This is a genomic window from Tardiphaga sp. P9-11 (assembly GCF_008329525.1).
GTDB lineage: Bacteria > Pseudomonadota > Alphaproteobacteria > Rhizobiales > Xanthobacteraceae > Tardiphaga.
Window position 1 is genome coordinate 381142 of sequence record NZ_NPKQ01000003.1, and the last position, 21951, is coordinate 403092.

Consider the following 21951-nt stretch of genomic DNA (forward strand, 5'->3'; position numbering starts at 1 on the left):
TGCGCAGCGCGGCGTTTCGCCTTGCTGGCAAGCGCGCTGGCCGATTACCATATGATTCATGAGCATATTCTGGATGTTGGATTCTGATCGATGATGCTGGGCAGCGACGTATCGAGCCTCTCGACCGATGCCGCGACCGCCGCGGCACAAGGCCTGTCGATCGTTGTGCCTGTCTACAACGAGGCACTCGGCCTCGCTTTGTTTCATGAGCGGCTAGCCGTGCTCGCGACCACGCTGAAGGAGCGTCACGGCCTCGCATGCGAAGTCGTCTATGTCGATGACGGCAGCACCGATGGCACGCTGGCGGTTGCGCGCAGCCTGCAAGCCACGTCGCTCGACGTTCAGGTCGTGTCGCTGTCGCGTAATTTCGGCAAGGAAGCGGCCCTGATGGCGGGGCTCGACCATGTTACCAAAGGCGCGGTTTTGTTCATGGATGGCGACGGCCAGCATCCGCCAACGCTCGTCGAGCAACTGGTGCGTCACTGGATCGTCGAAGGCTATGACGTCGTCTACACGGCCAAAGCCCATCGCGACAACGAATCCTTCCTGCGCCGCCAGGCCGTACGCGGCTTCTATGCGCTGATCAACTGGGGCGCACGGCAGAAAATTCCGGAAGATGCCGGCGACTTCCGTTTGCTGTCACCACGCGCGGCCGCGGCACTGCGCCAGTTGCCGGAGCGCAATCGTTTCTTCAAGGGACTTGCCACCTGGATCGGCTTCCGCCAGCTCCGCGTCGATTATGAACCGGCGGCGCGTGAGCATGGCGTCACGTCTTTCAATCCGAAGCAGCTGATCGGCCTGTCGATCGAAGGCCTGACCTCGTTCTCGGTCGCGCCGCTGCGTTTCGCGAGCCTGCTCGGGCTGCTGCTCGCCTTCGGCGCGTTCCTGTTCGGGATCTCGATCCTGTGGGAGACGTGGATCTCGGGCAAATCAGTGCCGGGCTATCCGTCTCTCGTGGTCGGCCTGATGACCATCGGCGGCGTTCAGCTGCTCATGATCGGCGTACTCGGCGAATATATCGGCAAGATCCTGTCCGAGCTGAAGGCGCGGCCGATCTATTTCGTCGCCGAACACAGCGTGAAGCGCAACGCGACCGAAAGCACGGTACAAACCACCGACCGGACCGCCGCCGAATGACCGGCGCTGCCCTGCGCCGCATCACGCTCTGCGCCGACGATTACGGCATCAGCCCCGGCGTCAATCAGGGCATCCGCGAACTCATCGCACTCGGGCGCCTCAACGCCACATCCGTGATGGTCGTCGGTCCTGCGATTTCGCGCGATGACGTGAGTGCGCTGCAGGATGCCGTCGCCAAGAATCCGAATTGCGAGATCGGGCTACACGCGACGCTGACCGCGCCGTTTCATCCACTGACGATGCATTACCGACCGCTGCTCGATGAACTGTTCCTGCCGCTTGGCAGGATGCTGCGTTTCAGCCTGTTGCGAAAACTCGATCGCGAGGCGATCCAAACCGAGCTGACCGCGCAGGTTGCGAAGTTTGCGACCCTGTTCGGACGCGCACCTGATTATGTCGACGGGCACCAGCACGTGCAGACGTTCCCCCAAGTGCGCGATGCGATCCTCGCCGCGGTGAAGAAACATGCGCCAAAGGCATGGGTTCGACAATCCGGCCGTATGCTGCCGTTAGGCCAACGCCTCGATAATCCGAAGGCGCTGTTGCTCGACACGCTGAGCGCCACGTTTCGCAGGCGTGCGACGCGCGCCGGCGTGACGTTCAATCCGGGATTCGCTGGCGCCTATGATTTCGCCAAACAGGCCGACTTCGGTGCCCTGATGGCCGGCTTTCTCGACGGCCTCCCGGATGGCGGGCTGGTGATGTGCCATCCCGGCCATGTCGATGACATCCTGGTCGATCTCGATCCGTTCACCGACCAGCGCGAGCGCGAATATCAATACCTGGCAAGCGAAGCCTTCGCGCAGCTGCTGGTGGCAAACAACGTCACTCTCGCACGCTAGTCTGCGAACTGTCCGCTAGCCTTGATGATCGGCGCCCAGCGATCGACCTCGCTGTCGAGCTGCTTCTTCAATGCCTGCGGCGTCGCCTGATCCTGCGGCACCGGATCGGTGTTGATGTCGTTGAAGCGCTTGATCAACTCAGGATCACGCAGCGATTCCTGCAGCGTCTTGGCGAGTTTCTGCACGATATCATCGGGCGTCCCCTTCGGCGCATAGATGCCGTGCCAGGCGCCCGCTTCGAAACCCTTCAGGCCGGCCTCGTCGGCCGTAGGGAGATCCGGCATCGACGACAGGCGTGTCTTGGTGGTGATGGCGTAGCTCTTCACGAGCTTGGCTGCGATCGGGCCGGTGGTGTTGGTGGTCTGGTCACAGGTGAGATCGATCTGGCCGGCGATCAGATCGTTCATCACCGGGCCATTACCCTTGTAGGGCACCGACAGGATCTGCTTGTCGATGGCATTCATGAACATCAGGCCGCAGAGCTGCGAGGCCGCGCCGAGGCCGGCATTGCCGAAAGTCATCTTGTCGCCGTTGGCCTTGATATAGGTAATTAGTTCGGCAAGCGTGTTCGGCGGCAGGTTCGGCCTGGAGATGATGGTCATCGGCGCATTGGTGACGAGGCCGATCGGCGCGAAGGCGGTCTTGGTGTCGTAAGGCAGCTTGCGATACAGCGTCGCAGCCGTAGAAATTCCGATGTGATGGATCAGGATCGTGTAGCCGTCCGGCTCGGCGCGGGCCGCGCGGGCCGCCGCGATGGTGCCGCCGGCGCCTGTGGCGTTTTCGATGATGATGGTCTGGCCAAGCAGTTTCGACATGGTCGCCGCGGTGACGCGCGCGACGGTGTCGGTGGCACCGCCGGCCGCGAACGGCACCAGCATGGTGATCGGCCTGTTGGGATAGCCCTGTGCGAAGGCAGCGGAGCTTGCCAGCGTAATCGCAAACGCAAGTGTAGCTGTGGCTTTCATGAGATCCTCCCTGAATATTGTTTTGATTTATTGAAGGCGAACGCCCCGGTGAGGCCGGGGCGTTCGGAAATCGCGTCAGACGTTCGAACTATGGATTGCGTCCACCACTGCGTCGGTCACTTCTTTCGTCGTGGCCTTGCCGCCGACATCCGGTGTGATGATGCCGGCTTCGCAGACTTTCTCCACCGCACGCATCAGCCGCGCCGAGGCATCCGGTTCGCCGAGGTGATCGAGCATCTGTGCCGCAGTCCAGAAGCTGGCCACAGGATTGGCGATTCCCTTGCCGGTGATGTCGAAAGCCGAGCCGTGGATCGGTTCGAACATCGAGGGGAAGCGCCGTTCCGGGTCGATATTCGCCGTCGGCGCGACACCGAGGCTGCCGGCCAATGCACCGGCCAGGTCGGAGAGAATGTCGGCGTGAAGGTTCGTCGCGACGATGGTGTCGAGGCTCTGCGGCTTCAGTGTCATGCGCACGGTCATGGCGTCGACCAGCATCTTGTCCCAGGTGACGTCAGGGAAGTCCTTCGACACTTCGTCGGCGATCTCGTCCCACATCACCATGCCGTGGCGCTGCGCGTTCGACTTGGTGACGACAGTGAGTAGTTTGCGCGGACGCGACTGCGCCAGCTTGAACGCATAGCGCATGATCCTCATCACGCCGACGCGGGTGAACACCGAGACTTCGGTGCCGACTTCCTCGGGCAGTCCGCGATGCACACGTCCGCCGCAGCCGGCATATTCGCCTTCAGAGTTTTCACGCACGATCACCCAGTCGAGATCGCCGGTATTCACGTTGCGCAGCGGTGAGGTGATGCCCGGCAGAATCTTGGTCGGGCGCACATTGGCGTATTGGTCAAAGCCCTGGCAGATCGGCAGCCGCAGGCCCCACAGCGTGATGTGGTCGGGCACATCAGGTGCGCCCACAGCGCCGAAATAGATCGCATCGAACTTCTTCAACTTCGGCAGACCGTCGGCTGGCATCATCACGCCATGCTTGCGGTAATATGCGGAGCCCCAGTCAAAGGTCTCGACATTGAAAACCACGTCGCCGACGCGCTTCTGCAGCGCTTCCAGCACACGGGTGCCGGCGGCGATGACTTCGGGGCCGATCCCGTCGGCCGGAATGGCCGCGATAGAATATGTGCGCATGTAAAGGTCTCTGCTGGGTTGAGCTTGCTTTCCTCACCCTGCAGGCAGGCTGCGCGCAGCTCAATCGCATTTGATTATACAAATAAATGATATAATTTGTTGTCGAGGCGATGAGAGCTCGCCGGGAGGACCGATGGATCTGCACCAGCTACGCTGCTTCACTGTGGCAGCGGACGAGCTGCATTTCGGCCGCGCGGCGCGGCGGCTCGAAATGATGCCGTCGGCGCTCGGCCGCACTATCCGTATGCTGGAGGACGACCTCGGCACCCGTCTGCTTACGCGCACCACGCGCAGCGTTGCCCTGACCGATGACGGCGCCGAGTTTCTGAAGCAAGCGCGCGACCTCCTCCTCCGCGCCGACCAGATCGCATCGTCATTCCGGGCGCGCGTGCGGGCCCGCGCAGCCACGATCCGCGTCGGCGCCATAGACAGCGCCGCTGCGGGGCTGGTTCCAGCACTGCTGCACGATCATCGCGAACGAGCCCCGGAGGTTGCGATCCAACTGGTCGAGGACAAGACTATCCGGCTGCTGCCCCGCCTGCTCTCGGGTCGGCTCGATCTCGCTTTCGTCCGGCCGCCTGAGAGCGCCGACAAGCGACTGGAATTCATGTTTCTGTTTCACGAGACGGCGGTCGTCGCTGTCTCCGAACGTCACCCGCTGGCATCGCGGGCGAGCCTGACGATTGCGGAGATCGCCGACGAGCCGCTGATCGTGCCGGAGCGACGTTCGCGGCCGCATAGTCACGACCTGACGATGAAACTGTTTGCGGAAGCCGGCCTGCAGGCCAATGTCGTGCAGATCGCTGACGAGAAGCAGACCATCGTCAATCTCGTTGCCGCCGAGATCGGGCTGGCGATCGTGCCGCGCTGGACCTCCCGCATGCCGGCACGCGGCGTTCGCTATATGCCTCTGGGCACGTCGGGGATGAACAAACTGCCCCTCGCCGCCGCCTGGGTGCGAGGAACGCGCGATCCCGCACGGGATCAGCTTCTGGAGATGCTGCAGGCCAATCTGGCGCGTTACGCGCGGGAAGCGTGACAAGGCCGCCGGTCGTTTTGTCGCATAACGAAATTTAATCCAGGCGGCACTTATTGCGACACAAAGCGTCACTACATCTCCAGCGCGCAAAGCAAGCGCGCTTTGAAGACAGAGGACGCCATGACACCGCAAGAACGCCAACTGGTTGACGATCTTTTTGACCGGCTCAGCAAGGTCGAAGGCGCGCCACGCGATCCGGACGCGCTCGACGCCATTGCGCAGGGCCAGCGCCGCGCACCCAATGCGCTCTATGCGTTGGTGCAGACCGTATTGCTGCAGGACGAAGCGCTGAAGCGCGCCCATGAGCGCATCCAGCAGCTGGAAGGCAACGGCGCCCCCGAACAGGCCGCTCAGGGCGGTTTCCTCGATTCAATGCGTGACGCGCTGTTCGGTCAGGGCCAGAACCCGAACCAGCCGCGCGGCTCGGTGCCGAGTGTGCGCCCGCCTGAACCCAATCGCGCTGCCTGGAACACCGGGCAGGTCCTCGGCCAGCCGCAGCCACAGGGTGGCTATGGTCAGGGCGGCTATGGCCAAGGTCCCGCACCGGGCCAGTTTGGCCAGCAGCAGCCTCAGGCCGGCGGTGGTGGCGGTTCCTTCCTGGGTACAGCCGCAGCGGCGGCAGCCGGCGTGGTCGGCGGCTCGCTATTGCTCGGCAGCATCCGCTCGATGATGGGTGGCAGCCATCAGCAAGGTTTCGGCGATGCCGCCAATGCCAGCGAGAGCAAGAGCCCATGGAGCTCCGGTTCGGATTCGTCCGGCGGCAGCCTCGGCAATCAGGCCGGCGTCAATGATATCGGCTCGTCCGGCGGCTCCCGTGCCGGATCGTTCGATCAGGCGCAGGCCGATGCCGATCAGGACCAGGATCAAGACCAGGACGACGGTGACTACGACACGATGGATATGGACTCCGACGACAGCGATTTCACCTGATCGTTTAGACCCGCAACAAAAAAACGGCCGCTCTCACGAGCGGCCGTTTTCATGTGATGTGAGATCGATCAGATCACGACGACCCGTGCTCCGACGCCAACGCGGCCATAGAGATCGATGACGTCCTCGTTGCGCATGCGGATGCACCCAGACGATACGTTCGTGCCGATTGTCCAAGGCTCGTTGGAGCCGTGAATGCGGTACAGGGTCGAACCGAGATACATCGCACGCGCGCCGAGCGGATTTTCCGGACCACCTTCCATGTAACGCGGCAAGTCAGGACGGCGCGCCAGCATTTCCTTTGGCGGCGTCCACGACGGCCATTCCTTCTTTGCCGTGATTGTCTTCACACCGGACCACGTAAAGCCCGGACGTCCGACACCGATGCCATAGCGCATAGCCTTGCCGCCGCCCTGCACCAGAAACAGAAACTTGTTCGGCGTATCAACGACGATGGTGCCGGCACTCTCGCTGCCCTGATACTCGACCATTTGCGGTTGATACTTGGGATCGAGCGTCGGGCGGGCGGCATCCGCCGTCTCCTCCTGCTGATAGACGCGCTGTTGCGGATCCATCGGCGGCAGCATCGAACGACGCTGTTCGTAGGAATATTCCGGCTGCTGATAGCGCTGGCCCTGCTGCGCCGGACCATCACTGAACAGAAACTCGATGAAGCCGCCGCCCATGCGCGAGCGTTCGGCATAGGCCGTGCGCTGCATGGGGCGCTGCGGCTGCGGCGCATAGACCACGGAAGGTTCGGCGAATGGCGCTGCGGCCTCGACCGCAACCGCCTGATCGAATCCGGCGCTAATGAATGACGCGCTGGCAAGAAGCGTGAGCGAGAACTTTTTGAACATCGACGTACTCTGCACTGTTTCGTCGTGCGCGTTCTCACCTGAGAAGCGCTTTGCACGCTCCGATTTAAGGTTAAAATCGCCTCGGTTTGGTAAACACAATCGCCATTTGGATTCACCACGTCGTCAAACGGTGCAGTTCTGTCGAGTAGCGTTTATTTTGAATAAACGCGAAGACCTCATGGTTAACTAACAGTTCTCGCCGCGACGCCTGACTATCGGTGCACTGTTCCCGCGTGAACTTCACGTTAAACTCATGCGTATACGAACGGGGGATTGATTGAACGTTGGGGGACCTGATGTCTGTTCGTCGCAAGCGATTTCGCATTGAAGAAGTTTTCGGTACCGCACCTATGCCCAATGAAGTGGTGGGCAGCGAGCCAATGCCGATGCATCGCGAAATCATGACCGAACTCCGCGCTATCCGCGCGCAGATGGGAGCGCCGTCTCGCAATGCTGTGACAGACCAGGTCGGCGCCGCTGCCGATCAGCAGATCGCGGAAGCGCAGGCCTTGCTTGCGACCTATCGTGCGCAGATCGAGCAGTGCGAGAAGCTGAAGATCGAACTCGACCTCATCCACGATGCCATTACCCGCACCAAGCAGGAAATCGCAGTTCTTCACGGCAAGAGCTTCGAAGGCGACGAAATGGCCAAGGTCAACGGCGAACTCGGCGCTGTCGTCGGTGGCACCGAAGAAGCCACGCAGCAGATCCTGGCTGCCGCCGAAGCGATCGACAATGCCGCCACTGCACTGAGCAAGGTAACCTCGCCCGATCAGCAGAAGCAAATGCTGGAAGAGATCGGCGACAGTGTCGTGGCGATCTTTGAAGCCTGTAACTTCCAGGATCTCACCGGCCAGCGCATCAGCAAGGTCATGACCACGATGAAGTTCATCGAGAATCGCATCACCGCGATGATGGACATCTGGGGTGGCGTCGACGAGATCAAGGCGCATGCGCCAGCGAAGGTTGACGAGCGCGGCGAAGACGAGAAACTGCTGAACGGTCCGAAGCTGGATGGCGATGTCGGCCATGCCTCGCAGGACGATATCGACGCATTGTTCGGCTAGGGTTGACGACCGACTAACGCCGGGTGGCGACACCCGGCGGACGGATTGCCAGAAAACACCCCAGGACGATCAGGGCGCCCAGCGTGCCCAGTTGCAGGACGGTACGGTCGGACAGCGTCTCGACCGCGGACGCCACCACGAATGGCGCAAAGGCCTGCACGAACAAAGCTGGCCGTGCGATACGGCCGATGACGCGACCATACCCCACCGGACCGAACATCAGAAGCGGCAGCGCGCCGCGTGCGATGGTCATGACGCCATTGGCGGCGCCGAAGCCGATAGCGAACAATGCCGCCAGCGGAAACGAAATCCCCGCAAAGGCCAGCATCGCGAAGGCCCAAACCACCACTACCACCGCCCCGCGCGCGATCCACAGTGGATGGGTGCGCCCGGCCAGCATGAAATCCGCGAGGCGCGACGCCACCTGCGCCGGACCGAACATCGCACCGATGGTTACCGCCGTCGCCGCACTCAGCCCGCCGCGCTCCAGCATTGCCAACAGGTTCGACGTCACGCCCGACAGAATGAAGCTGTAGAGCGAGAAAGCCGCCGCCAGCAGGATGAACGGCCAGCCCTCCGGCCGCAACGTTGCTTGCTGCGGGACGACAACGGCGTCCGCCACAGGCAGAGGCGGGACGGCGACGTGGCGCGGCAATGCAAAAGCATGCAGCGGCGCAACGACAAAGGCGAAGATCGCCGCGAAGGTCAGATAGGTGCCGCGCCAGCCGACAGCCTCAAGCAGAAGATGGGTCGCCGGCCAGCCGATCGTCGAGGCGAAGCCACCCGCAAAGGTCACAAAGGTGATCTGCCGCCGTGCCGAGGCGCCAAAGATCCGCGTCAGCGTGGCGAAGGCCGGATCATAGAGCGACGCGGCCATCGCAGCACCGAGCAACAACCAGCAGGCCAGATAGGCCGCGGGGTGATCGGCAATCGAAAACAGGGCAAGGCCCAAAGCACCGGCAAGCGCGCCCGACGCCATAACGACATTGCCCCCGTGCCGGTCGATCAGCCCGCCCACCAGAGGCGACAGCAGACCCGACACGATCAGCCCCAACGAAAAGCCGGCCATACCGAAGGCCAGCGACCAGCCATGTGCGGCCGTCACATGCGGCATGGTCAGCACCGGCGGGTAGATCAGAATGCCCCAGGTCAGGATCTGGGTGAATGCCAGCACGAGGACCGCACGGCCCGGTCCGAAAACAAGGTCGCGAAGTCGATGCATGATCTCACGTTGTCAGCAGGATGGCGGGACCCACTCTACGCCTTGGGCGCGCAGCGGACATAAACCATGTTGCCGTAACGGACTGCCGCGTCCTTGTCGATGAAGCGCGTGACAAGGACCCGGCCGTCAAACGAGACGATCTCGCGGTCCTTCTCGCCACCGGCGGGACCGGGCGGGCCGATATAGTTCTTGCCGCTCGGTGAGCCCTTCAGACGCAGCTCCTGCGGCGTCGCCTCGTCAGCGAGATGCATGATGACGCCACCGGTGGCGCCCTGGCCGATAATGTAGGGCTGCTTGCACTGGCCACGCGCAGCGTTCTCGGTACGAACGCGATCATTGGGATTCATATAGGACGCCAAGCCCCAGCGGCCGACGAGTTCCTCGGAACGGATCGAGGCCGGCAATTCCGGTGCCGGCGGCGGTTCCGACGGCGGTGCCGGCTGCGAGTTCCCAAAGCTGAACCCACCCAATCCACCAGACGTGCCGCACCCGCCCAATGACAGCGCCAAAGTTGAAACGATCGCCAGATGGGCAACCGTGCGGGCGTAGCGTGACCTGATCATATTATCCCCTAGAGCAAATTCCCCGGCTGCCCGTCCCGGCAGCCAAGCGCAAAACACATGACGGCGCAATGAGGTCGGCAGAATTACGCCGACTCTCCATTATGGTTTCCAGATCATCCTATATTGGCCTCACCAAGGCCTTAAGGCCTCGCTTGACTCAAAAAGCGTCTGGCCATATTTCCCGGACGCTCAATTAGCACTCCCGGAGCGCGATTGCTAAGGGAATGAGCCGGCCGCCCCGAGCGTTCCGGCTGGATTCCCGCCCGCCTCCGAGATGGCAACGAAATCGCAAACCCAAAGGGACACTCCCATGGCCAAGACCAAATTCCGCCCGCTGCACGACCGGGTCGTCGTCAAGCGCATCGTCGCCGACGAGAAGACCAAGGGCGGCATCATCATCCCGGACAGCGCCAAGGAAAAGCCGTCTGAAGGCGAAGTCGTCGGCGTGGGCCCCGGTGGCCGCGACGAAGCCGGCAAGCTGATCCCGATCGACATCAAGGTCGGCGACAAGGTTCTGTTCGGCAAGTGGTCGGGCACCGAGATCAAGCTCGACGGCGAAGAACTCCTCATCATGAAGGAGTCGGACATCATGGGCGTGATCGCTTAAGCGACGCCGCCTTCCACAAAACGCTGTCACCACCGGGACAAGCCCGGCCGTGACAGCGTTTTAAGTTTCACCTTTCAAGAATTCAGGAGCACCATCACATGGCAGCCAAGGACGTTAAATTCTCCGGAGACGCGCGCGATCGCATGCTGCGCGGCGTCGACATTCTCGCCAACGCCGTCAAGGTCACGCTCGGTCCGAAGGGCCGCAATGTCGTGATCGAGAAGTCGTTCGGCGCTCCTCGTATCACCAAGGACGGCGTCACCGTCGCCAAGGAGATCGAGCTCGAGGACAAGTTCGAGAACATGGGCGCGCAGATGCTGCGCGAAGTCGCCTCCAAGACCAACGACACAGCGGGCGACGGCACCACCACCGCGACTGTGCTGGCCCAGGCGATCGTGCGTGAAGGCGCCAAGTCGGTCGCTGCCGGCATGAATCCGATGGATCTCAAGCGCGGCATCGATATCGCCGTCGCCGCCGTCATCAAGGACATCACCAAACGCGCCAAGCCGGTCGCCTCCTCCGCTGAAGTCGCTCAGGTCGGCACCATCTCCGCCAACGGCGATGCCGCCATCGGCAAGATGATTGCCCAGGCAATGCAGAAGGTTGGCAACGAAGGCGTCATCACCGTCGAAGAGAACAAGTCGCTCGAGACCGAAGTCGACATCGTCGAAGGCATGAAGTTCGATCGCGGCTACCTGTCGCCCTATTTCGTCACCAATGCCGAGAAGATGACTGCCGAGCTCGAGGACGTCTACGTCCTGCTCGTCGAGAAGAAGATCTCCAGCCTGCAGGCCATGCTGCCGGTGCTCGAAGCCGTGGTGCAGTCGGGCAAGCCGCTGCTGATCATTGCTGAAGACGTTGAAGGCGAAGCCCTCGCCACCCTCGTCGTCAACCGCCTGCGCGGTGGCCTCAAGGTTGCCGCCGTCAAGGCACCGGGCTTCGGCGATCGCCGCAAGGCGATGCTGGAAGACCTTGCAATCCTGACCGGCGGTCAGCTGGTGTCGGAAGATCTCGGCATGAAGCTGGAAAGCGTCACGCTCGCCATGCTCGGCCGCGCCAAGAAGGTCGTGATCGACAAGGAAAACACCACCGTCGTCAACGGCGCTGGCAAGAAGCCGGCCATTGAGGCCCGCGTCAACCAGATCAAGGCTCAGATCGAGGAAACCACCTCGGACTACGACCGTGAGAAGCTGCAGGAGCGTCTGGCCAAGCTTGCAGGCGGCGTCGCGGTGATCCGCGTCGGCGGCGCGACCGAAGTCGAAGTAAAGGAAAAGAAGGATCGCGTGGATGACGCGCTGAACGCGACCCGCGCGGCCGTTCAGGAAGGCATCGTCCCCGGTGGCGGCACCGCTCTCCTCCGCGCCAAGAAGGCCGTCGGCCGTCTCACCAACGAGAACTCCGACGTTCAGGCCGGTATCAACATCGTGCTGAAGGCGCTGGAAGCTCCGATCCGCCAGATCGCCGAAAACGCCGGCGTGGAAGGTTCGATCGTGGTCGGCAAGATCCTGGACGAGAAGTCCGAGACCTTCGGCTTCGACGCGCAGACCGAAACCTATGTCGACATGGTCGCCAAGGGCATCATCGATCCGGCCAAGGTGGTGCGCACTGCACTGCAGGACGCCGCCTCGGTTGCCGGCCTGCTGGTCACCACCGAAGCCATGGTCGCCGAGCTGCCGAAGGAAGCTGCACCGGCGATGCCCGGCGGTGGCGGCGGTATGGGCGGAATGGGAGGCATGGGCTTCTAAGCCCTGCTTTCACGCTCAACTGCATTGTGATCGAAGGCCGCCTCCGGGCGGCCTTCTTTTTTGCCCTGATACAATGCGCCTGCGACTTATGGCCTTTCGCCTTGGTCGCGGTTCTGATTCAATCCCGTGATTAATCTCGCATGGGCGGAATCAGATAAATCCGCCCGGAGACACGTCGATCACGTCCAGGGACTTTTGAAATGCGCGCGCTTCATCTTTGTCTGCTCGGCCTTACGGTCACCGCGTCGGTTGCGACCGTCCACCACGCCTTCGCGCAGGTGAAAGCCGCGCCGAAGAGCCAGCCGGCGGGCCCCGAGACGCGCTATTTCACCTCGATCGACGGCGTCATGAACGGCAATGCCGACGTCATCCTGCGGGAGACCCGGCAGGGCAAGGCCGTCACGGCGGCGACGCTTGATGTCTGTTATCCCGCCGAGAAGGGCAGCGACCGCAAGGATCGCTTCGTCGCCAACCTCACGGTCAGCGGTTCGACGCTGACCGGCGCAACGCAGACCCAGGTCGACAAGCTGCCGGTGACCATCAAGCTGAACCGCCGGCCGACCGGCGACACGTTCGAATTCAAGGGACAGATTTCGGTCGGCCAGACCAACAACAACGTGACGTCCTCGGACAACTCCGATCAGAGCGAGAAGGAATTCCAGGACAACCAGTCCACGGACGACAATATCGCGCCGGCCCCGAAGGATTTCGCCGAAGTGTCGCCCGAAGCGATCGCAGTCAAGATCAAGCTGGAAGCCGCACTGGATTTCGTGCGCACACTGCGCGGGCAGAGCGTCGAGGTCGCGCTGAACAGCCTGGCAGTCTCCTGCGATGCGTTGCGTGCCGGCGAGCAGGTCATCAGCCTCGCCATCGATCCGGAACGCGCTGCCGCCTTCATCGCCAAGACCAAGACCTATCCTGGCGTCGTCAACGTCGGCTGGACCACGGGCGCCATCGACATGGATCGGACCGTGCGCTTTGCGGCCGCCGACTGGCGCGACGGCGACAAGATCAATCGCGACAAGGTAGCGACGACACTGGCGAACATTCTCGCCAAGACCATGTCGGGCAAACCTGCAACCAGCTCATGGGATGACGAGACCGGAAAGCTCAAGCTAACCTTCAAGCGCCCGAGCCAGGTTCTGCCGGCGCTCGAATTGACGGAGACGGTCGAGGTCAGCGCGATCATCGCTCCCGACAAGCCCGGCACGACTGACAAGCTCATCCTGTGGGTCGGCACGCCGGCGGTCACCACGGCGGATGAGAACTCAGGCGCGAAGCTTGCTCTCGCGGATTCGCCAACGGCCGATGAAGAAAGCGATCCGCGCGACGACAACGGCGCGGTTGCCGCCGTCGCGGCGGAGTTCAAGGCTCAGCGCTGGGATGCGGATAATTCGAACTGGAAGTGAGCTGCGCCAACCTCTTTCTTCCTCTCTTTCCCTAGCGAAGCTTCACTAGGGAAAGGAGAAGAAAGAAACACTGCCGCTCAAGAACCATCAGTTAGTATTCAGCCGAAACCGCAGTGACTTGGGGCCTACGAACGTAATGGCGTCGCCCCGCCGCTGCCAGTTGGTGGCTGCGCCGAGATCGGTCAACAACTGATCATCGAGCTGTGCCTGCGTATCTGAGCAGCTACGGTTATCCATGGCACCAGCCACGAAGATCACCGTGTTGCCGGCGACTGAGAACTGCCCTTTTCCGCCCTTGCACCACAACTCCACCCGCACCTCGCCGGCGTCGCCGATTTCCAGATTGGGAATCCGCTTCGAGCCGGGCTGACGCTGCGCGTCGAGGGTCATCTCCATGCCGAATGGAAACTCTTCCGCGGCATGCGCGGGGACGACAATTAGAAGTGCGGCGCTGGCAAAAGCGGCCCGCAGCAATCTGGTCATAGGAGTCATATGAATTCTCGGCGTGACGGCAAGTGGCAACAATGGCCGCGGTTCTACGCGCGGCGGCACCGGTTGACCAGAACCGAACGGAGACAATGTGGCACCGAAATGAAAAATCCCCGCGGTCTTGCAGCCGCGGGGATTCGTCATTGCTTCGCTACGTGCGGTCTACGGCGCCAGGACCATCAGCGTGAACGGATAGACATAGGCCTGCAGCATCACGAACAGGCCGACCATGCAGGCCAGCACGATCGAGTGCCAGAATACGAAGCGCAGGATAGTGCCCTCATGCCCGAACCAGTTGGTTGCGGTCGAGGCCACAACGATCGATTGCGCATCGATCATCTTGCCCATCACGCCACCGGACGAGTTCGCCGCGCTCATCAGGATCGGCGACAGACCGAGCTGTTCGGAGGTGATCTTCTGCAGATTGCCAAACAGCACGTTCGACGCCGTGTCCGACCCTGTCAGCGCCACACCGAGCCAGCCCAGTAGCGTGCCGAAGAACGGGTACAACACGCCGGTCGCCGCAAAGGCCAGACCGAGCGTTGCGTCCACGCCCGACAGGCGCGTCAGCGTGCCGATCGCGAGCATTGCCGAGATGGTGATCAGCGAGTAGGCGCAGAGCTTGATGGTGCGACCATATTCCAGGATCATCTTGGCGGGCGAGAAGCCCATGATGAAGCCGGAGATAATCGCGGCCAGCAACATGCCCGAGCCGGTGAAGGACACGTAAGTGAACGAGAATACGGCACCTTCCGGCGTCGGCTTGGCGGCCACCGGAGGCACCTTGTTGATCATGTTGTGCAGCTCGGGCACCGGGTAATTCCAGGTGAAGATCGGATTGACAATGCCCTTGAACCAGTTGGTGCCCCAGATCAGCAGGATCACGCACAGGATGATCCACGGCGTCAGTGCCCTCCACACTTCGGCGGAGGTCAACTTTTCCGTGCTCATCGGCTTCACCGGCGGCACGGTCGACGCGGAGTCGTCGCGCTGGCGCAGCGCCGCCGAGGTCCACACCGTCTTCGGCTGCCAGACCTTCAGGAACAGGATCAGCGCGCCCATTGAGATCAGCGAGGCGCCGATATCGACGATCCACGGATTGATGTAGTTCGAAATCACGAATTGCGGGATTGCGAAGGACAGAGCGGTGACGAGAATCGCCGGCCAGACTTCCTTCATGCCCTTCCAGCCGGCGAAGGCCCAGACCACCCAGAACGGGACGATCATCGAGAAGACCGGCAACTGCCGACCGACCATCGCACCCAGAACGAAGGGATCGAAGCCGGTGACGGTGGCGAGGCCCTGGATCGGCGTGCCGAGCGCGCCATAGGCGACAGGCGCAGTGTTCGCAATCAGCGACAGGCCGGACGCGGCCAGCGGCGAGAAGCCGAGGCCGATCAGCACGGCGCCGGTGACGGCCACCGGCGTCCCGAAGCCCGACGCGCCCTCGAAGAAGGCGCCGAACGAAAACGCGATCAGCAGGATCTGCAGACGCCGATCATTGGTGACACCGCCGATGGCGCGCTGCAGCACCTCGAAGCGGCCGCTGTCCACCGTGAGGCGATACATGAAGATAACGTTGAGAACGATCCAACCTATCGGGAAGAAGCCGGTAACGACACCGAGCGCCGATGCGCGGATCGACATGTTGGCAGGCATCGTGAATGCGTAAATCGCTACGAGATTGGCGAGCACCAGCGCGATGACCGCAGCGATATGCGCCTTGACCTTGTTGGTCGCGATCAGCACCAGCAGGACGACCACCGGTATCGCGGCGACGAGTGTCGAGATCGCGCTGCTATTGAATGGATTGTAGACCTGATTCCACATGGTCGTTCTCCCCCATTATAATATTATTGCAGCGGCACGATCGTTATCGATCGGCAAATTGCTGATTGTTCACTTGCGAGGGCATCCGCGATCGGTCAAAGCCCAACAGCGCCCGTGGCTGTGCGAATGCGAGGCCCCATATCTCACCTTCGGTGCCATGCTAGGGTGAATCACAGTTTCGCGACAAGGCGTCGCAGGCCATCAAACCAGCAACTTTAGTCTAAACGCTCTAATTCCATTCTGATTTGAGGGACTTAGCGCCCTCCTCCCGGAGACGATCTGTGAATAACATCCGCTCTACCCTCGCGACCGTCTGGCGGATCGCGATTCCCTATTTTCGTTCCGAGGATAAATGGGCGGGGATCGGACTGCTTACGGCGGTGATCACTATCGAACTGGCAGTGGTCGGCCTCAGCGTGTTGTTCAATCGCTGGAACAACACTTTCTACAATGCGCTGCAGGAAAGAAACCTCGACGTCTTCACCTATCAGCTCGCTTACTTCAGCGTTCTCGCGGCCATTAACATCGCACTCAAAGTGTATCAGCTCTATCTCAACCAGTGGTTACAGATCCGCTGGCGGCGCTGGATGACCGAGCGCTATCTCGGCAACTGGCTCGCCGACGCCAACCACTATCGCATGCAGCTGCAGGGCGACGCTGCCGACAATCCGGATCAGCGCATCGCCGAAGACGTGAAGCTGTTCGTGGAGAAGACCCTCGACATCGGTATCGGCCTGCTGAGTTCGGTCGTTACGTTGCTCTCCTTCGTGATCATCCTGTGGGGCCTGTCCGACGCGGCGCCGCTGCATGTGTTCGGTCGGGATATCCCGATTCCCGGCTATCTCGTCTGGGGCGCGCTCGTCTATGCCGTGATCGGCACCGCGCTGACCCACTATATCGGTGCACCGTTGATGGCACTGAATTTCCAGCAGCAGCGCTATGAAGCGGACTTCCGCTTCAATCTGGTGCGTGCGCGCGAAAATGCTGAGCAGATCGCGCTGCTGCGCGGCGAACCGGTCGAGCGCCAGCGGCTCTCGACCCGCTTCCAGTTGGTCGTCGGCAACTGGATCGACATCATGCGCCGCACCAAGAAGCTGACATCCTTCACGGTCAGCTATCAGCAGATCGCGATCATCCTGCCCTATGTTCTGGTCGCGCCAGCCTACTTTGCGGAGAAGGTCCAGCTCGGCGCCGTGATGCAGACTGCGGATGCGTTCGGCACCGTGCAGGGTGCGCTTTCATTCTTCGTCACAGCCTATCGCACGCTGGCGGAATGGCAGTCCGGCGTGATGCGCCTTGATGGCTTCGAGACAGCCATTGCCAACGTACAGGCGCTGACGACGAAGGCCGATATCGTTCATGCCACTGAGATCGGCACCAGTGACATCGCGCTGAGTGATCTGACGCTCACCCTCCCCAGTGGCGCTCCCATGGTGCAGACGCCGGGCTTCAGTTTCCGCCGCGGGGAACGCACGCTGTTTACGGGCCCATCGGGCTCCGGAAAATCCACACTGTTTCGCGCCATCGCCGGCATCTGGCCATTCGGCAAGGGCAAGATCTCGATCCCCGCGGATGCGGCGATCATGATGCTGCCGCAGCGGCCGTATTTTCCGGTCGGCACGCTGCAGGATGCGGTGGCTTATCCCGCCGGGACCGACGCGTTCAGCCCACAGGAGATAGCGGGGGCCGTCGCTGCCGTGGGTCTGCCTGCGCTGGCGACCCGGCTTGGCGAAGATGGCCACTGGAATCGCATGCTGTCGCTCGGCGAACAACAGCGTCTCGGCGTCGCCCGCGCGCTACTGCAAAAGCCGCAATACCTCTTCCTTGACGAGGCGACCGCGTCGCTCGACGAACCATCGGAAGCGGCTTTGTACCGGCTGCTGGAAGACAAGCTGCCCGACACGACCATCATTTCGATCGGCCACCGCAACACGCTCGATGCTTTGCATCAGCGCAAGGTGTCGCTAACGCGGTCCGGCGATCACTTCGCGTTAGGAGATGCAAAGTCCAGGATGGAAACCACCTGAGAAGTGACGCGCTCCGCTAAAGCCAGTGCCGCGGCCAGTCGCGGCCTGCCGCATAGCGATGCCAGACAAACGTGAAGCTCGCGAGCAGCAACGCGCCGACCAGCACCGGCGCGAGCAGGAACGTCCACGGTAGTGCGTGAGACACGACAAGCAACGGGTTGATCCCGGCAGGCGGGTGGAATGTGCCGGTGACATACATCGCCAGCACAGCGAGGCCGACTGCCATGGCGGCGGCCCAGGCATGGGGGCCGGTCAGCTTGAGCACCGCGAGCCCTACCAGCGTCGCGACGATGTGTCCGCCGATCAGCGCCCGCGGCTGCGCCGGTTCGGCTTCCGGGGAACCGATCACAAGGACGATCGAGGTCGCAAAAGGAATGATGACCAGCGGATAATGCGCAACCGCCGAGAAGAACTCCATCACACCGATGGCAATCCCCGCCCCCAGCCCGGCAACGGCACCGGCCAGCGCATTGCGATGATTGTTGCGACGGATCGTCTTCGCTGCGCGCCGCAACCAGTCCCGATTCATGGAAGCTCTATCCCAAAAGAAAAAGGGGCGGCAGATTGCTCTGCCGCCCCTTTGATTTAAGTCGAAGTACTTACTTCAGGTTCGACATCGCGGTCAGGTCAGCCGAGAGCTTGACGATGCCAGTCGCGCCGCACCAGCTCGAGCCAGCGCCCGACGGGTTGATCGCGGTGAAGTTGGTGCCCGAGGAAGCAGCCGTGAAGTCCGAAGTGAAGGCGTTGCAATCACCCTTGGACAGGTTGGTGTCCGAGTAACGCAGGTCCAGCGTGAAGACCTTGTAGGTGAAGCCGATGCCGATGTTCCAGGTGTTGTAGTCGGCATACTTGATGCCGTTCGGGAAGGCGACGGTACCGTAGAAGGAATCCGAGGTGCCCAGCCACTGACGGCCGAACTCGCCCGAAACGTAGGAGCCGATACCGGTCGAACCGAACCAGGTCGACGGCGCAATCACCTTGCCGGTGATCGAAGCATAGGTGCCTTCTGCGCCAGTGTTCAGGAAGTTCGGCGAGTAGAACGCGTTGCCGCCCAGCGAGAAGTAGTCGTTGAAGGTGTAGTTGAGCTTGGCATAGCCTTCATAGAAGCTGGCGTTCTTCTTGGCGACACTGCCGTTCGGCAGCGCGACGGCGTTGATATCGCCACCGCAGAAGGCTGGGGTGTTGAAGCACTGGCCGCCCGGATATCCATAATAGAAGAAGCCGAAGTCGAACGCTGCTGCGCCCCAGGTCGGACGGATACCGAAGTAGCCATCGAGCTCCATCGAAGCGCGATTCGGGAAGGAGATGCTCTCACCCGAAACACCGGCGTAAATCTGGACGTCCTTGGTGATGTTATAGCGCGGCTCGAAATAAGCTGCCACCGAACCCTTGTTGCCGTTCGACTGGGTGATACCGCGGAATACGTAGTTGCTCATGACCGCAGCGCCGAAAGCGATGTCCCAAGGATCGTAGGCAGCCACGATCGGCGGCGCCTTCTTGTACATCTTCGCGCCCAGATCGGCTGCGGAAGCTGAGCTCATCCCCATGGCGAGCACCGCAGCAGAGGCGACAACAATTTTCTTCATGACATTCCCCATCACTTTTGAAACCAGAGGCAGTTCCGTGTCCGAAAGACGGCGAGACCGCGAAATTCATCAACTGGACGCAACTCTGAGGCGCAAAAGCGGAGCGGTGAAGGAAAAAAAAAGAGCAAGTGCCGCCTAAATAGGCGTTCTGACGTTTCCGTGAGAGGTTGTGGCGCGGTGTTGCAAAAGCACAACGTTTTTTGAGGGATTCCAGCCCAAAAATACCACCAGGAGGAATTATCACTGGTTGGGAATTGTTAATTACCCTCCCGGAAGCGGTGAGTACCTGCCCTCCACAGCCTCCGGGGGACGACGATTGCTCGAATCGCCCCTGCGGATTTGATGCGACACGCCGGAATCGAGCACGCCCGCACCGGGCGTTCCCATAGAAAAAACCGCAACGACGAGCGTTGCGGTTTCCTCAGATATCAGTCGGTTGAACAGAACCGATGGTTAGCCTTGATCCGACTACCTGGACTCGTCGTGATCTGGCGCCGTGTAGCCGGGCGACTCGATTGGCGCGGTCTCGCCGGACGAGTGTCCTTCGACCGGTGACGGATCAGGCTCCGGCGCCGCCCAGCTCGGTGTCTCAGCGATCGCCGGTGCGACCGGCTTCGGCTTGGGGGCCCGCGGCTTGCGCGGCGGCTTCGGCGGCATCGCAACCGGCACAGACGCCTCAACCACGGCCGGCGCGGGCGCCGTGCTGGCCAAGAGCGCGGAAGGAACCTTCACCGCCTTCTTGGCTGCCTTCTTCGGCGCAGCTTTTTTCGGTGACGCTTTCTTGGCAACCTTTTTCGGCGCGGCCTTCTTCACCGTCTTTTTGACGGGAGCTTTCTTCGGCGCCTTCTTGGCAGACTTCTTCGCGGCTTTCTTGACGGTCTTCTTGGTGGCTTTCTTGGCCGCCTTCTTCACCGTCTTCTTGGCTGATTTCTTCGCGGCCTTCTTGGCCGTTTTCTTCACAGCCTTCTTCGCGGATTTCTTGACTGACTTCTTGGCGGGCTTCGCCGCAGTCAAAAGCTTCTTCTGCTTTTTCTTGTCCTTCTTCGACTTCTTGCCTTTAGCCATCGTGGTCCTCCTGTTGGCGCCGATCCAAAAGGGACCAGCGTTCAAGTCTTCCGCGCCAGCGCGGGGCCAGTTTAACGCGGGGCCGATGTCACAATTAGATCAGTTCAATCCTGGCCTGGGACCGCCTGTCGCCCAATCGAGTAGCTCAATCGTATGTACGACCGGGACTGACGTCCCTCCGGCGATCTGAACCATGCAGCCGATGTTGCCGGCAGCGATGATATCCGGCTTGACCATCGCGATGTTGGCGACCTTTCGATCGCGCAACCGGCTCGCAATATCAGGCTGGAGAATGTTGTACGTCCCCGCCGAACCGCAACACAAATGGCTCTCTGGGATATCTTTCACCACGAATCCATTCTTGGAAAGCAATTCTTTCGGAGCCTGTGTGATTTTCTGCCCATGCTGCAGCGAACATGCGGAATGATAGGCGACGACGAGATCGCTTTGTTTGTCAGGCTTCGGGAGATCCATGGCGCTGACATACTCGCTGATATCCTTCGCCAGCGCAGAGACCTTGGCGGCCGGCGCGGCAAACTCCGGATCCTCGCGCAGCATGTAGCCGTAGTCCTTTATGACAGTTCCACAGCCGGACGCCGTAACCAGAATAGCGTCGAGACCGCCCCGGTCTGCCTCCCCCAGCCAGACGCCGATATTGGCCTTGGCCCGTGCCAGCGCATCCCCGTCGCGGCCGAGATGATGGGTCAGCGCACCGCAGCACTGTTCGTCCTGGACCAGCACGACCTCAACGCCATGTCGGGTCAAAAGGCTGATGGCGGCCTGATTGATCCGCGGCGCCAGTACCTGCTGGGCGCACCCCTGCAGCAGCGCGACCCGGCCACGGCGAGCGCCGATAGCCGGAAAGACGCTGCCACCCGATGGGCCGGCCGCGGGCAGCTGCTTCGGCGCCATGGTCAGCATCGCCTTCACCCGGCTGAGCGTGTTCGGGCTGGATTGCATCTTCGTCGAGGGCAACAGCATCGCCAGCGGTCGCGCCAGCCGGGCCATGGTCATGCTCAGGCGAAACAGACCGGGACGCGGCAGCACCCAGGCCAGCACGTCACGCAGCAACCGCTCGGAGAGCGGCCGGGTGTAGTCCTTCTCGATCTTCACCCGCGCCTGATCGACCAGATGCATGTAGTTCACGCCGGACGGACAGGTTGTCATGCAGGCCAGACACGACAGGCAGCGGTCGACATGCTTGACCACCTCCTGCGTCGGCTTCTGATCCTTTTCCAGCATCTCCTTGATCAGATAGATGCGGCCGCGCGGACTATCGAGTTCGTCGCCGAGCAGTACATAGGTCGGACAGGTCGCCGTGCAGAATCCGCAATGCACGCATTTGCGCAGGATCTTGTCGGCCTCGGCAATATCCGGATCGGCCAGCTGGGTCGGGGTGAATTCGGTTTTCATGTCGCAAGT

Annotated in this window: 20 protein-coding genes; 9 read left to right on the plus strand and 11 right to left on the minus strand. The window is 61.7% G+C overall.

The features are described 5' to 3' along the window. Positions 1-93: 93 nt before the first annotated feature. Entirely contained in the window at positions 94-1137 is a 1044-nt protein-coding gene (locus CIW50_RS14505) for a glycosyltransferase family 2 protein (RefSeq protein WP_149532103.1), read from the plus strand. Continuing rightward, the gene (locus CIW50_RS14510; protein ID WP_149531929.1) at positions 1134-1979 is read left to right on the plus strand and encodes a ChbG/HpnK family deacetylase; all 846 of its coding nucleotides are present in this window, start codon (positions 1134-1136) and stop codon (positions 1977-1979) included. Before CIW50_RS14505 ends, CIW50_RS14510 begins: the two co-directional genes overlap by 4 nt. On the opposite strand, the gene CIW50_RS14515 is transcribed toward CIW50_RS14510, so the two are convergent. Both CIW50_RS14515 and CIW50_RS14520 read right to left on the minus strand, forming a co-directional pair. Continuing rightward, positions 1976-2944, minus strand: coding sequence for a tripartite tricarboxylate transporter substrate-binding protein (locus CIW50_RS14515; protein ID WP_149531930.1), 969 nt, complete (start codon positions 2942-2944; stop codon positions 1976-1978). The two genes, CIW50_RS14510 and CIW50_RS14515, sit on opposite strands and share 4 nt — an antisense overlap. 75 nt (positions 2945-3019) lie before the next feature. Then, positions 3020-4093: a tartrate dehydrogenase gene (locus CIW50_RS14520; RefSeq protein WP_149531931.1), complete on the minus strand. Its 1074-nt coding sequence runs from the start codon at positions 4091-4093 to the stop codon at positions 3020-3022. Between the two features lie 133 nt (positions 4094-4226). Between CIW50_RS14520 and CIW50_RS14525 the strand changes: the two genes are divergently transcribed. Both CIW50_RS14525 and CIW50_RS14530 read left to right on the plus strand, forming a co-directional pair. Further along, the gene (locus CIW50_RS14525) at positions 4227-5132 is read left to right on the plus strand and encodes a LysR family transcriptional regulator (protein WP_149531932.1); all 906 of its coding nucleotides are present in this window, start codon (positions 4227-4229) and stop codon (positions 5130-5132) included. Between the two features lie 120 nt (positions 5133-5252). Then, positions 5253-6062, plus strand: a complete 810-nt coding sequence (locus CIW50_RS14530; protein ID WP_149531933.1) for a DUF2076 domain-containing protein — start codon at positions 5253-5255, stop codon at positions 6060-6062. A 68-nt stretch (positions 6063-6130) separates the two neighbouring features. Here CIW50_RS14530 and CIW50_RS14535 read toward each other — a convergent pair whose 3' ends face one another. Further along, positions 6131-6919 (minus strand): L,D-transpeptidase, encoded by a 789-nt coding sequence (locus tag CIW50_RS14535; RefSeq protein WP_149531934.1) that lies wholly within the window; start codon positions 6917-6919, stop codon positions 6131-6133. A 296-nt stretch (positions 6920-7215) separates the two neighbouring features. Between CIW50_RS14535 and CIW50_RS14540 the strand changes: the two genes are divergently transcribed. Further along, positions 7216-7986: a protein phosphatase CheZ gene (locus tag CIW50_RS14540; RefSeq protein WP_149531935.1), complete on the plus strand. Its 771-nt coding sequence runs from the start codon at positions 7216-7218 to the stop codon at positions 7984-7986. Positions 7987-7999: 13 nt separating this feature from the next. Here the strand turns inward: CIW50_RS14540 and CIW50_RS14545 are convergent, their stop codons facing one another. Next, entirely contained in the window at positions 8000-9208 is a 1209-nt protein-coding gene (locus CIW50_RS14545) for an MFS transporter (RefSeq protein WP_149531936.1), read from the minus strand. A 35-nt stretch (positions 9209-9243) separates the two neighbouring features. Then, entirely contained in the window at positions 9244-9771 is a 528-nt protein-coding gene (locus tag CIW50_RS14550) for a hypothetical protein (protein ID WP_149531937.1), read from the minus strand. A gap of 310 nt (positions 9772-10081) precedes the next feature. Here CIW50_RS14550 and CIW50_RS14555 point away from each other — a divergent pair, with 310 nt between their 5' ends. The 3 genes from CIW50_RS14555 (at position 10082) to CIW50_RS14565 (ending at position 13532) form a co-directional block, all read left to right on the plus strand. Continuing rightward, positions 10082-10378 (plus strand): co-chaperone GroES, encoded by a 297-nt coding sequence (locus tag CIW50_RS14555; RefSeq protein WP_089261928.1) that lies wholly within the window; start codon positions 10082-10084, stop codon positions 10376-10378. Between the two features lie 98 nt (positions 10379-10476). After that, the gene (gene groL, locus CIW50_RS14560) at positions 10477-12123 is read left to right on the plus strand and encodes a chaperonin GroEL (RefSeq protein WP_149531938.1); all 1647 of its coding nucleotides are present in this window, start codon (positions 10477-10479) and stop codon (positions 12121-12123) included. A gap of 200 nt (positions 12124-12323) precedes the next feature. Further along, positions 12324-13532, plus strand: a complete 1209-nt coding sequence (locus CIW50_RS14565) for a hypothetical protein (RefSeq protein WP_149531939.1) — start codon at positions 12324-12326, stop codon at positions 13530-13532. Positions 13533-13619: 87 nt separating this feature from the next. Here CIW50_RS14565 and CIW50_RS14570 read toward each other — a convergent pair whose 3' ends face one another. Further along, complete coding sequence (locus CIW50_RS14570; protein WP_149532104.1) at positions 13620-14015, minus strand: META domain-containing protein; 396 nt, start codon at positions 14013-14015, stop codon at positions 13620-13622. 168 nt (positions 14016-14183) lie between these two features. Then, a complete protein-coding gene (locus CIW50_RS14575; protein ID WP_149531940.1) occupies positions 14184-15851 on the minus strand; it encodes an L-lactate permease in 1668 nt (555 codons plus the stop codon). A gap of 281 nt (positions 15852-16132) precedes the next feature. On the opposite strand from CIW50_RS14575, the gene CIW50_RS14580 reads away from it, so the two are divergent. After that, the gene (locus tag CIW50_RS14580) at positions 16133-17878 is read left to right on the plus strand and encodes an ABC transporter ATP-binding protein/permease (RefSeq protein ID WP_149531941.1); all 1746 of its coding nucleotides are present in this window, start codon (positions 16133-16135) and stop codon (positions 17876-17878) included. Positions 17879-17894: 16 nt separating this feature from the next. On the opposite strand, the gene CIW50_RS14585 is transcribed toward CIW50_RS14580, so the two are convergent. From CIW50_RS14585 to glcF, 4 genes are all read right to left on the minus strand, one after another. Further along, positions 17895-18407, minus strand: coding sequence for an HPP family protein (locus tag CIW50_RS14585; protein WP_149531942.1), 513 nt, complete (start codon positions 18405-18407; stop codon positions 17895-17897). 70 nt (positions 18408-18477) lie between these two features. Beyond that, a complete protein-coding gene (locus tag CIW50_RS14590; RefSeq protein WP_149531943.1) occupies positions 18478-19464 on the minus strand; it encodes a TorF family putative porin in 987 nt (328 codons plus the stop codon). 468 nt (positions 19465-19932) lie between these two features. Continuing rightward, positions 19933-20529 (minus strand): hypothetical protein, encoded by a 597-nt coding sequence (locus tag CIW50_RS29340; protein WP_197738373.1) that lies wholly within the window; start codon positions 20527-20529, stop codon positions 19933-19935. 99 nt (positions 20530-20628) lie between these two features. After that, entirely contained in the window at positions 20629-21942 is a 1314-nt protein-coding gene (gene glcF, locus CIW50_RS14600; protein ID WP_149531944.1) for a glycolate oxidase subunit GlcF, read from the minus strand. Between the last annotated feature and the right edge of the window lie 9 nt (positions 21943-21951).

What these genes read in the sequence shown, in the direction of transcription:
- CIW50_RS14540 (WP_149531935.1), top strand. Translation starts at nt 7,216, where the DNA reads ATGTCTGTTCGTCGCAAGCGATTTCGCATTGAAGAAGTTTTCGGTACC.
- CIW50_RS14570 (WP_149532104.1), bottom strand. Translation starts at nt 14,015, where the DNA reads ATGACCAGATTGCTGCGGGCCGCTTTTGCCAGCGCCGCACTTCTAATT.
- CIW50_RS14525 (WP_149531932.1), top strand. Translation starts at nt 4,227, where the DNA reads ATGGATCTGCACCAGCTACGCTGCTTCACTGTGGCAGCGGACGAGCTG.
- CIW50_RS14555 (WP_089261928.1), top strand. Translation starts at nt 10,082, where the DNA reads ATGGCCAAGACCAAATTCCGCCCGCTGCACGACCGGGTCGTCGTCAAG.
- CIW50_RS29340 (WP_197738373.1), bottom strand. Translation starts at nt 20,529, where the DNA reads ATGGCTAAAGGCAAGAAGTCGAAGAAGGACAAGAAAAAGCAGAAGAAG.
- CIW50_RS14520 (WP_149531931.1), bottom strand. Translation starts at nt 4,093, where the DNA reads ATGCGCACATATTCTATCGCGGCCATTCCGGCCGACGGGATCGGCCCC.
- groL (WP_149531938.1), top strand. Translation starts at nt 10,477, where the DNA reads ATGGCAGCCAAGGACGTTAAATTCTCCGGAGACGCGCGCGATCGCATG.
- CIW50_RS14545 (WP_149531936.1), bottom strand. Translation starts at nt 9,208, where the DNA reads ATGCATCGACTTCGCGACCTTGTTTTCGGACCGGGCCGTGCGGTCCTC.
- CIW50_RS14575 (WP_149531940.1), bottom strand. Translation starts at nt 15,851, where the DNA reads ATGTGGAATCAGGTCTACAATCCATTCAATAGCAGCGCGATCTCGACA.
- CIW50_RS14530 (WP_149531933.1), top strand. Translation starts at nt 5,253, where the DNA reads ATGACACCGCAAGAACGCCAACTGGTTGACGATCTTTTTGACCGGCTC.
- CIW50_RS14535 (WP_149531934.1), bottom strand. Translation starts at nt 6,919, where the DNA reads ATGTTCAAAAAGTTCTCGCTCACGCTTCTTGCCAGCGCGTCATTCATT.
- CIW50_RS14510 (WP_149531929.1), top strand. Translation starts at nt 1,134, where the DNA reads ATGACCGGCGCTGCCCTGCGCCGCATCACGCTCTGCGCCGACGATTAC.
- glcF (WP_149531944.1), bottom strand. Translation starts at nt 21,942, where the DNA reads ATGAAAACCGAATTCACCCCGACCCAGCTGGCCGATCCGGATATTGCC.
- CIW50_RS14585 (WP_149531942.1), bottom strand. Translation starts at nt 18,407, where the DNA reads ATGAATCGGGACTGGTTGCGGCGCGCAGCGAAGACGATCCGTCGCAAC.
- CIW50_RS14505 (WP_149532103.1), top strand. Translation starts at nt 94, where the DNA reads ATGCTGGGCAGCGACGTATCGAGCCTCTCGACCGATGCCGCGACCGCC.
- CIW50_RS14515 (WP_149531930.1), bottom strand. Translation starts at nt 2,944, where the DNA reads ATGAAAGCCACAGCTACACTTGCGTTTGCGATTACGCTGGCAAGCTCC.
- CIW50_RS14590 (WP_149531943.1), bottom strand. Translation starts at nt 19,464, where the DNA reads ATGAAGAAAATTGTTGTCGCCTCTGCTGCGGTGCTCGCCATGGGGATG.
- CIW50_RS14550 (WP_149531937.1), bottom strand. Translation starts at nt 9,771, where the DNA reads ATGATCAGGTCACGCTACGCCCGCACGGTTGCCCATCTGGCGATCGTT.
- CIW50_RS14565 (WP_149531939.1), top strand. Translation starts at nt 12,324, where the DNA reads ATGCGCGCGCTTCATCTTTGTCTGCTCGGCCTTACGGTCACCGCGTCG.